Annotated in this window: 2 protein-coding genes; both read left to right on the top strand. The window is 58.4% G+C overall.

Annotation, left to right across the window (positions count from 1 at the left end; genetic code table 11):
- Nucleotides 1-168 (top strand): transposase domain-containing protein (locus tag HOC_RS22045; RefSeq protein WP_156950588.1); only part of this gene is annotated, 168 nt, incomplete at its 5' end.
- Nucleotides 165-734, top strand: coding sequence for a plasmid pRiA4b ORF-3 family protein (locus HOC_RS20635; RefSeq protein ID WP_035542666.1), 570 nt, complete (start codon nt 165-167; stop codon nt 732-734). The genes HOC_RS22045 and HOC_RS20635, both read left to right, overlap by 4 nt.
- Nucleotides 735-762: the final 28 nt, after the last annotated feature.

Genomic DNA, 762 nt, shown 5'->3' with positions numbered 1-762 from the left:
GCCATCGCCTACACCCTGATCGAGACCGCCAGGCTCAATGACGTGGATCCACAAGCCTGGCTCACGCATATCCTGTCCCGGATAGCCGATCATCCGATCAACCGCGTCGCAGATCTCGCGCCCTGGAACTTCCCCGATCGCAGCGCCCGGGATAATCTCGTGGCATGATTGACGCCGCCCGCCTCCGGATCACGCTTCACGACCTCAACCCGGCGCCATGGCGCGAGATCGAAGTTCCGCTTTCGATGTCGTTGAAAAAACTTCACGACGCGATCCAGGCCGCGTTTCTCTGGCAGGACTATCACCTCTGGGAGTTCGAGATCGGCGATAAGCGCTACGGCATGCCCTTTGACGACGATCCGGACATGAAGGTCCACAAGGCCAGCATCGCAAAGCTCACACGGCTCAAAAGCATGAAGGGCGAGAGCTTCCTCTACACCTATGACTTCGGTGACAACTGGGAACACCGCATCGATGTTCTGGACGTCTTCGAAGCCGAAACTGGCGCGCGCCTGCCAAGGTTCATCGAAGGGGAGTACAGGACACCGCCTGAAGATGTCGGCGGTCCTCATGGATTCGAGATGTTCCTCGAGGCCATCTCTGACCCTTCGCATGAAGAACACGATCAAATGCTCAACTGGTATGGCCGGAAGTTCGATCCCCAGAATATCGACCGGCAAACCGTTCGCCTGTGGTTTGGAAGTCTCGCAAAGGCCAGGCCGGCGAAGAAGTGATCAAGGGCGCTCAGGCCGGACGCTTACG

It is taken from the genome of Hyphomonas oceanitis SCH89, assembly GCF_000685295.1.
In the GTDB taxonomy this organism is placed as follows: Bacteria; Pseudomonadota; Alphaproteobacteria; order Caulobacterales; family Hyphomonadaceae; genus Hyphomonas; species Hyphomonas oceanitis.
Note: the sequence above shows the minus strand (reverse complement) of the source record. Positions and strands in the feature narration are given on the sequence as shown.